Origin of the sequence: Phreatobacter sp. (genome assembly GCF_052440005.1) — a bacterium.
Classification (GTDB): domain Bacteria; phylum Pseudomonadota; class Alphaproteobacteria; order Rhizobiales; family Phreatobacteraceae; genus Phreatobacter.
In genome coordinates, this window is sequence record NZ_JBQVQL010000066.1 from 20,452 (window position 1) to 27,665 (window position 7,214).

The window sequence follows — 7,214 nt, forward strand, 5'->3', positions numbered from 1 at the left end:
CTGATCCCGGCGGACCGCCGCGCGACATCAGAGCGATACACGCCCGTGATGGATGACGGATCGCGGCGGCTGCGCCGTTCAGAGGCGGTTAACCACGATGAGTCACGGTGCTGCGGCGTCCCGCCGGAACCGGGACGTGGGACCGGACGTTGAGGGGCCGTCCTTGCATGGGGGGTTGACGATGAGTCTGTCGAAGCGCCTGGGGCTCGTTGCCCTCGCCCTCTCGGGTCTGATCCTGGCCGGGTGCCAGACGACCGCGGGGACGGGCGGCGACGGCGGCCCTACCGTCCAGATGGCGCGCGGTGACGGCGAGGTGCAGACGGCCGCCCGACGCGGGGGCGTGCAGCAGATGGCGCCGCGCATCTATCTCATGCGCGGCCTCGCCAACGTCTTCTCGCAGGGCATGGATCATCTCGGCGACAAGCTCAAGGCGCGCGGCTACAACGCCACCGTCCACGAATACGGTGCCTGGCCCAGCATCGCGGCGGAAATCCTCGCCGCCCAACGCGCGACCGGCGGCCGCTTCCAGGCTGTCGTGGTGGGCCACTCGCTCGGCGCCAACGCCCTCGCGGAACTCACCAACGCCGTCGGGCAGAACGGCGGAAGCCTTGCCCTGGCGGTCGCCTTCGACCCGACCGTGCCGCAGCAGGTGACGGGGGGCGCCCGCCGCTACGTCAACCTCTACCAGTCGAACAACGGCTGGGGCACGGTGGTGGCCGCCGCGCCGGGCTTCCGCGGCCGGCTCGAGAACATCGACCTCGGGGGACGCGCCAACCTCACCCATTTCAACATCGACAAGGACGCCGCTCTGCACGCCCAGGTCATCGCCTGGGTCGGACAGGCGGTGGGTGGCCCGCGGCGCAGCGGGCGTCAGGCCGCGGCGCGCTGATAGTCCTTGATGGCGGAGAAGGTGATGCCGGGCGCGCGCTCCTCCTCATAGCGCAGCGAGAAGGCCGAGGAGGCCATGTAGACCGGCGCGCCGTCGAGATCCCTGGCCATGGAAGAGCCGTGGCTCTCCACGAAGGCGTTGAGCTTCACCGGGTCATCGGCGGTGATCCAGCGGCAGACGGAGAACTGGCAGGGGTCAAAATCGACCGGCAAGGTATATTCCGTCGCAAGCCGCTCCTTCAGCACGTCGAGCTGCAGGGCGCCGACGACGCCGACGATGGCGGGCGACCCGTCATGGGGCACGAAGAGCTGGACGACGCCCTCCTCGCCCATCTGCTGCAGGGCTTCCCGCAGCTTCTTCGCCTTCATGGCGTCCTTCAGCTTGACGCGGCGCAACTGCTCGGGGGCGAAGCTCGGCACGCCCTTGAACACGATGTCCTCGCCGTCGGTCAGCGTGTCGCCGATGCGCAGGGTGCCGTGGTTGGGGATGCCGACGATGTCGCCGGCATAGGCCTCCTCGGCGAGCTGGCGGTCCTTGGCGAAGAAGAACTGCGGTGCGTTGAGCGGCATGGGCTTGCCGGTGCGCACGAGCTTGGCCTTCATGCCGCGCACCAGCTTGCCCGAGCAGACGCGCAGGAAGGCAATGCGGTCGCGGTGGTTGGGGTCCATGTTCGCCTGGATCTTGAAGACGAACCCCGACATGCGCGCCTCGTCCGCAAGCACGGTGCGGGTCTCGGCGATCTGCGCGCGGGGCGCCGGCGCAAAGGCGATGAGCGCGTCGATCAGGTCCTGGACGCCGAAGGTGCGCAGGGCCGAGCCGAAATAGACCGGCGTCATGTGGCCCTCGCGATAGGCGTCGAGGTCGAAAGGCTTGGCACCCTCCTTGGCCAGCAGCGCGCTCTCGCGCCAGGCTTCGGTGCCGACCGGCAGCATCTCGTCGAAGATGGCGGCCTCTGGGCCGTTGACCTTGATCGGCTCCTCGTCACGGTCGATGCGGCGGACGTGGTTGTGCACGAGGTCGTAGGTGCCGGCGAACTCGCGGCCGACGCCGATGGGCCAGGTCATCGGCACGGTGTCGAGGGCGAGGGCCTTCTCCACGTCGTCCATGAGTTCGAAAGGATCGCGGCTCTCGCGGTCCATCTTGTTGACGAAGGTGATGATGGGGATGTCGCGCAGCCGGCAGACCTCGACGAGCTTGCGCGTGCGGTCCTCGACGCCCTTGGCGCCGTCGATGACCATGATGGCCGAGTCGACCGCCGTCAGGGTGCGGTAGGTATCCTCGGAGAAGTCCTCGTGGCCCGGCGTGTCCAGCAGGTTGAAGACGCAGCCGCCATATTCGAAGGTCATCACCGAGGTGACGACCGAAATGCCGCGCTGCCGCTCGATGGCCATCCAGTCGGAGGAGGTCTGGCGCCGGCCCTGCTTGGCCCTCACCTCGCCGGCCAGCTGGATGGCGCCGCCGAACAGCAGCAGCTTCTCCGTCAGGGTGGTCTTGCCGGCGTCGGGGTGGGAGATGATCGCGAAGGTGCGCCGGCGCGCGGAGGGAGAGGGGTTGAGTTCGTTCGCCATGCGGGCCGTTTAGGCGGCGCCGCGGGCGAGAGCAAGAGGATGCGGGCCTCCTGCCCGCCGGCGGGGCCTAGAACGTGATGTCGCCGAGGCCGGAGAGGCGGCGGTAGTTCGGTGGCAGCGCGATCCCGCCGGTGCTCTCGCGCGTCGCCAGGCGAGCGCCGCGGCTGCGGGATTCGCTTTCGAGCGGGTCATAGCTGCGCAGCGGCGTGGTGCCGCCCTCGCCGGAGACGAAGGTCAGGCCTGTGAGCCGCTCGATCTCCGCGATCGTGGTCTGGAAGGTCCGGTAGGCGCCGAAGGGGGCCTCCGTCGTCTCGATGCCGTGCTGGGCGATGACCTCTTCCTGGCTCGCCAGATAGGCGGTGGCGAAGAGCGTCCCGTCCGACTTCAGCGCGGCGACGATCTTCCAGAACTGCAGCGGATACTGGATGTCCCGGTATGCGGGATCGCCCTCGTCGAGGACCGGGCCCGTGAAGATCTGGGCATCGACGTTCCCGGCGAAGATCGACTCCTCGAGGATGTAGCGTTCGATGCCCTGCCAGATCTCGCGGTTCTGGTTGAACCTGGCATGCTGGGGCACGCAGTTGGGCCAGTGGCAGGTGTCGCCCGCGGACATGAGGGCGAGGGCCGGCGTGGGCCCATATTCCAGATCCTCCCTGCGGGTGAGGTGGCCGCGGTCGAAATTGTTGCGCGCGTAGTAGAAGCCCTCGAGCTGGTGATCGGCCCGGATGCGCGGATCGCGCCGCCACACATCGCGCGTCCGGGGCATGTCGAAGCGGCTGCCGAACGAGACGTTGGCGGCGCTGAACATGGCCAGTCGTCGGTCCTTGTGCATCACGACGCTGTAGTTGGCGTAGTGGAGGACGAACTTGTTCTGGGCGGTCGGGCTCAGCAGCGGAGCGGCGTTCACCGTGTTCTGCTGTCCCAGAACCGGCAGGCCGACCATCTTCGCCCCCGTCCCGAGAAACTTCGCGTCGTAGCCCTTCCGCTTGCCGTAGTCGGGGTCGAAGGGAGCCTCGCGCTCCGCCGGCTTCTGCGACGCAGCTTCGGCCCGGATGCTCTCGGTCCCGGTGACGACCGCCGGAGTGGCCGGCCCGCCGTCCTGGCGGAGGGTGAGCCTGATCTCGACGGGGATGGTGACGGTCTCGACATGGGCCATGGCGGTGCTCACAGGTGATCGTGGCGCGGGGAGGGGCGATGAACCGGACGGGGGATGCGAGGGCGTCGCCTCCGGCGGCGTGCCGTGGCCGCCCGGGCCGACCTCGATGCGGGCGGATGAGGGTGTGGCGCTGAACAGCGGCTGCAGCAGCGGATGCCCGGGCAGCGCCGCCTGCAGCGACTGGAAGATCCGGCTCGCGCGGATGCCCTCGTTGCCGATCCACTTGACCCTGTCGTCGCTCATCCTGCGTGGATCGAAATCCACACCATCGATGGTCTGCGGCACGCCGTTGCGCATGTCCGGCACGCCCGCGTGATGCAGCGCGACGACGTACCAGTCGTTGTTGAAGACGGGGGAGCCGGACGAGCCCGGCTTCGTGTCGGTCGAGTACCAGAGCACGTCGGCCTTCCGCTTGATCAGCTTGTTCTCACGAATGCTGACCTGCTTTCGCTCGCCGTTCGGATGCTGGATCAGGCTCAGCCACTCGCCCTCCATGGCCTTGCCGGTGGTGCCGAGCAGCGGCAGGTAGCCGAAGCCGTCGAGCCGGGTCCGGCCGTCCTGTGCAACCGCGCTTACAGCGACGACGGTGAAGTCGAGCGCCTGGTGCGTGTGGAACAGCCCGTCGACATCGAAGGCGAAATCGACCGGCTCGACGGGAGCGCCGGCCGCGTCCAGCTCGTAGCTGAACTGCGCGCGGGATCGGCTCGCCATCGACCGATCGGGGAGCACGTGGTTGTTGGTGATGAGGACGCCGGGGGCGATGAGAAAACCCGTTCCCGAGCCGTCCGATGCGCCGCCCGCGGTTCGCAGCGCCACCTTGGCGACGGCCCGGGCCGCCACCATGCCCCGCTCCAGATAGGAGACCGGCTGGAGTTCATCCCCTGCGATGACGCGCTCGAAAGCGACCTCTCCTGCGGCACCGAGCGTCTCCGTCAGGAAGCGTCGCCGGGCCTCGCGGCGGTCCGGACTTTCCACCGCAACAGGGGGCTTGTCGGCGACGAGATCGAGGAGCTGCCGAAGCATCTCCACCTCGGCCTGATCCACCTGGACGAATGCGGAGCCGACGACCCCCATTCCGACATTCCATCAAAGTTGTATTCTTATATTATACAACTAAAGGTATTCATATCCTTACGTCAAGACGGCCTGAGCGTGTCACATCAGGCCCAGTCAGGGCGGCGGGAGCCGCCGGGAGGCATGGCGGCGAAGGGCAGGAGACGAGGGGCCACGGGGCTGCCGGGCGCCGCGTCAGCCATGCGCGCCGTGCTGGTGCCGCGCGACGAGCCCTGCAACCGGCCGTCTCGACGCAGCGTCAGGCGCGCTTATAGTCGGGTGCGGCGGGCATGTCCCCGCGTCCGGAGGACACCCATGGTCTCGTCGTCTCGCTGTGCCGCCGCCGCCTTCGCGGCCGCCGTCTCGCTCCTGGCCGGCCCCGCACTCGCCCAGGCGCCCGCCCTGCCGCCGGGGCCCCCTGTTGCCATCCAGATGGTGACGCAGCTCTCGCCCTCGATTCCGCAATACACCCGCGTCGACATTCCGATGCTGCGCGAGGCGCTGCCGCAGCGCTCCGGCGGGCGCATCCGCGTGACCCTGGCGAGCTGGCCGGAGCGCAACCTCTCCGGCCCCGACCTGATCCGCGTGCTGCGCTCCGGCCAGATCGACCTCGCCGGCCTCGCCCTGCCGACGGTGGCGGGCGACGTGCCGCTGCTCGACATCATCGACATGTCCGGCCAGAACCCCTCGCACGAGCAGGGCCGGCGGATCGCCCACGCCATGCTCCCCACGCTCAACAAGGAGCTGGAGCGCGTCGGCATCAAGATCGTCGCCTTCTATCCCTTCCCCGGGCAGGTGCTGTTCTGCCGCGATCCCGTCACCAGCCTCGCCGACCTCAAGGGCCGGCGCGTGCGCACGCCGGGCGGTTCGCAGAACGACTTCATCCAGTCCATCGGCGGTCAGCCGGTGGCGATCGGCTTCCCCGAGGTCTATTCGGCCCTCGAGCGCGGCGTGGTCGACTGCGCCGTGACCGGCACGGCCACCGGCAACGGCGCCCGCTGGTACGAGGTGACGCGCCATCTCTACACGCTGCCCATCCAGTGGGGCGTCGCCGCCTATGCGGTGAACCTCGCCTGGTGGAACCGGCTCGACCCGGCCGTGCGCGACTTCCTGCAGGCGACGATGAACGAGGTGGAGGAAGCGCAGTGGAAGCTCGGCGCCGAGCTCACCGAGGACGGCATCCAGTGCAATTCCGGCAATGCCGCGGGCTGCAAGATCGGCCATGTCGTCACCAACCGGCCCATGACCATCACGCGGGAGACGCCGGCCGACGTGGCGCTGCTGCGCGAGGCCATGCAGAAGGTGGTGCTGCCCGCCTTCGTGAGGCGCTGCGGCGCCCGCTGCGGCGAGATCTACAACCAGATTGTCTCGCCGATCAGCGGCATCACCTACACGCCGCAGTGAGCCGATGATCCGCATGCTCGATCCCGCCGGCTTCCACACGGTCCCGTGGAAGAACGGCGGAGGCACCGCCACCGACATCGCCGTCAGCCTCGGGGCCGACGGCGAGCCGGACTGGCGCGTCGGCACCGCCGCCATCCTCAAGGACGGCCCTTTCTCCGACTATGCCGGGGTGACGCGCACCTTCACCATCGTGGAGGGGCCGGGCGTCCATCTCGATTTCGCAGGGGAGGGCACCCGGACGCTCCCCCGCGACCAGCCGACGCGTTTCGCCGGCGCACCGGCGCCGTTCTGCCGGCTGCGCGACGACAAGCCCGCCACCGCGTTCAACCTGCTGACGCGGGACGGCGCGGCGACGGGCGAGGTCGCCATCCGCCGCGGGCGCGGCACGGAGGAGCCGGTCGCCGCGGCGCCGGTCGTCGTGCTCTTCGCGCTGGAGGAGGCCTGGAGCCTCACCGCCGACGGCGAGACCGTCGTGGTGCACCAGGGCGCCGCCGTCCAGGTGGAGGGCGCGCAGGCGGTCACGGTGTCGTCTGCTCCCGGCGGGCGTGCGGCCGTGGTGACGATCCGGGAGGAGTGAGGGCAGCGCTGGGCCGTCAAAGCCCAACCTGACCACGCCACCATGTGATTCCTTGAATGCCCCACCCTGACTCTACCCGCTCGCGCGGGGAGGGGACTTTGACGTTTCCGCCTCTCTCTCATTCCATCGTCTGGCGCGATCGGTGTCAGGCGGCGGGACGCTGGCAGAATGGGTGCGCGGTCGTAGTGCCCCTCTCCTCGCGCAGCGAGGGGAGGGTGCGGGTGGGGCATCCCGGATGACCCGCCGGACGGACTTGTCCCAGCAACCCCCCCTCACCCGATGGCGACGATCTCGACCTCGCCGCCGGCGACCACGGCGACGTCACCCACCTCCTTGCCCATCAGCGCGCGGGCGACGGGCGAGACGTAGGAGATGGTGCCTTCGGCGGGCTCGGCCTCGTCCTCGCCGACGATGCGGAAGGTCTGGCGGCGGCCGTCGTCGCGGTCGAAGGTGACGCGGCTGCCGAAATGCACGCGGCCGTCGGCGGGCGGCGGGCCGACCAACTCGGCGCTGGCGTGGCGGGCGGAATAGTAGCGCGCGTCGCGGCCGGCGCGGGCCAGCGCCAGG

At 69.5% G+C, this 7,214-nt stretch carries 6 protein-coding genes; 3 read left to right on the forward strand and 3 right to left on the reverse strand.

The window, feature by feature from the left end; all coding sequences use genetic code 11:
- Nucleotides 1–181 precede the first annotated feature (181 nt).
- On the forward strand, nucleotides 182–889 hold the full coding sequence (locus ACT6XY_RS16005) for a hypothetical protein (RefSeq protein ID WP_444749323.1): 708 nt from the start codon (nucleotides 182–184) through the stop codon (nucleotides 887–889).
- Here ACT6XY_RS16005 and ACT6XY_RS16010 read toward each other — a convergent pair.
- Entirely contained in the window at nucleotides 871–2,457 is a 1,587-nt protein-coding gene (locus ACT6XY_RS16010; RefSeq protein ID WP_444749324.1) for a peptide chain release factor 3, read from the reverse strand. The two genes, ACT6XY_RS16005 and ACT6XY_RS16010, sit on opposite strands and share 19 nt — an antisense overlap.
- Nucleotides 2,458–2,524: 67 nt before the next feature.
- Nucleotides 2,525–4,687, reverse strand: coding sequence for a DNA/RNA non-specific endonuclease (locus tag ACT6XY_RS16015; RefSeq protein WP_444749325.1), 2,163 nt, complete (start codon nucleotides 4,685–4,687; stop codon nucleotides 2,525–2,527).
- Between the two features lie 294 nt (nucleotides 4,688–4,981).
- On the opposite strand from ACT6XY_RS16015, the gene ACT6XY_RS16020 reads away from it, so the two are divergent.
- A complete protein-coding gene (locus ACT6XY_RS16020; protein ID WP_444749326.1) occupies nucleotides 4,982–6,070 on the forward strand; it encodes a TRAP transporter substrate-binding protein in 1,089 nt (362 codons plus the stop codon).
- A gap of 13 nt (nucleotides 6,071–6,083) precedes the next feature.
- A complete protein-coding gene (locus ACT6XY_RS16025; RefSeq protein WP_444749327.1) occupies nucleotides 6,084–6,647 on the forward strand; it encodes a HutD/Ves family protein in 564 nt (187 codons plus the stop codon).
- A 272-nt stretch (nucleotides 6,648–6,919) separates the two neighbouring features.
- On the opposite strand, the gene ACT6XY_RS16030 is transcribed toward ACT6XY_RS16025, so the two are convergent.
- Nucleotides 6,920–7,214: GreA/GreB family elongation factor (locus tag ACT6XY_RS16030; protein ID WP_444749328.1), on the reverse strand; the 295-nt coding region annotated here is incomplete at its 5' end.

What these genes read in the sequence shown, in the direction of transcription:
- ACT6XY_RS16020 (WP_444749326.1), top strand. Translation starts at nt 4,982, where the DNA reads ATGGTCTCGTCGTCTCGCTGTGCCGCCGCCGCCTTCGCGGCCGCCGTC.
- ACT6XY_RS16025 (WP_444749327.1), top strand. Translation starts at nt 6,084, where the DNA reads ATGCTCGATCCCGCCGGCTTCCACACGGTCCCGTGGAAGAACGGCGGA.
- ACT6XY_RS16005 (WP_444749323.1), top strand. Translation starts at nt 182, where the DNA reads ATGAGTCTGTCGAAGCGCCTGGGGCTCGTTGCCCTCGCCCTCTCGGGT.
- ACT6XY_RS16010 (WP_444749324.1), bottom strand. Translation starts at nt 2,457, where the DNA reads ATGGCGAACGAACTCAACCCCTCTCCCTCCGCGCGCCGGCGCACCTTC.
- ACT6XY_RS16015 (WP_444749325.1), bottom strand. Translation starts at nt 4,687, where the DNA reads ATGGGGGTCGTCGGCTCCGCATTCGTCCAGGTGGATCAGGCCGAGGTG.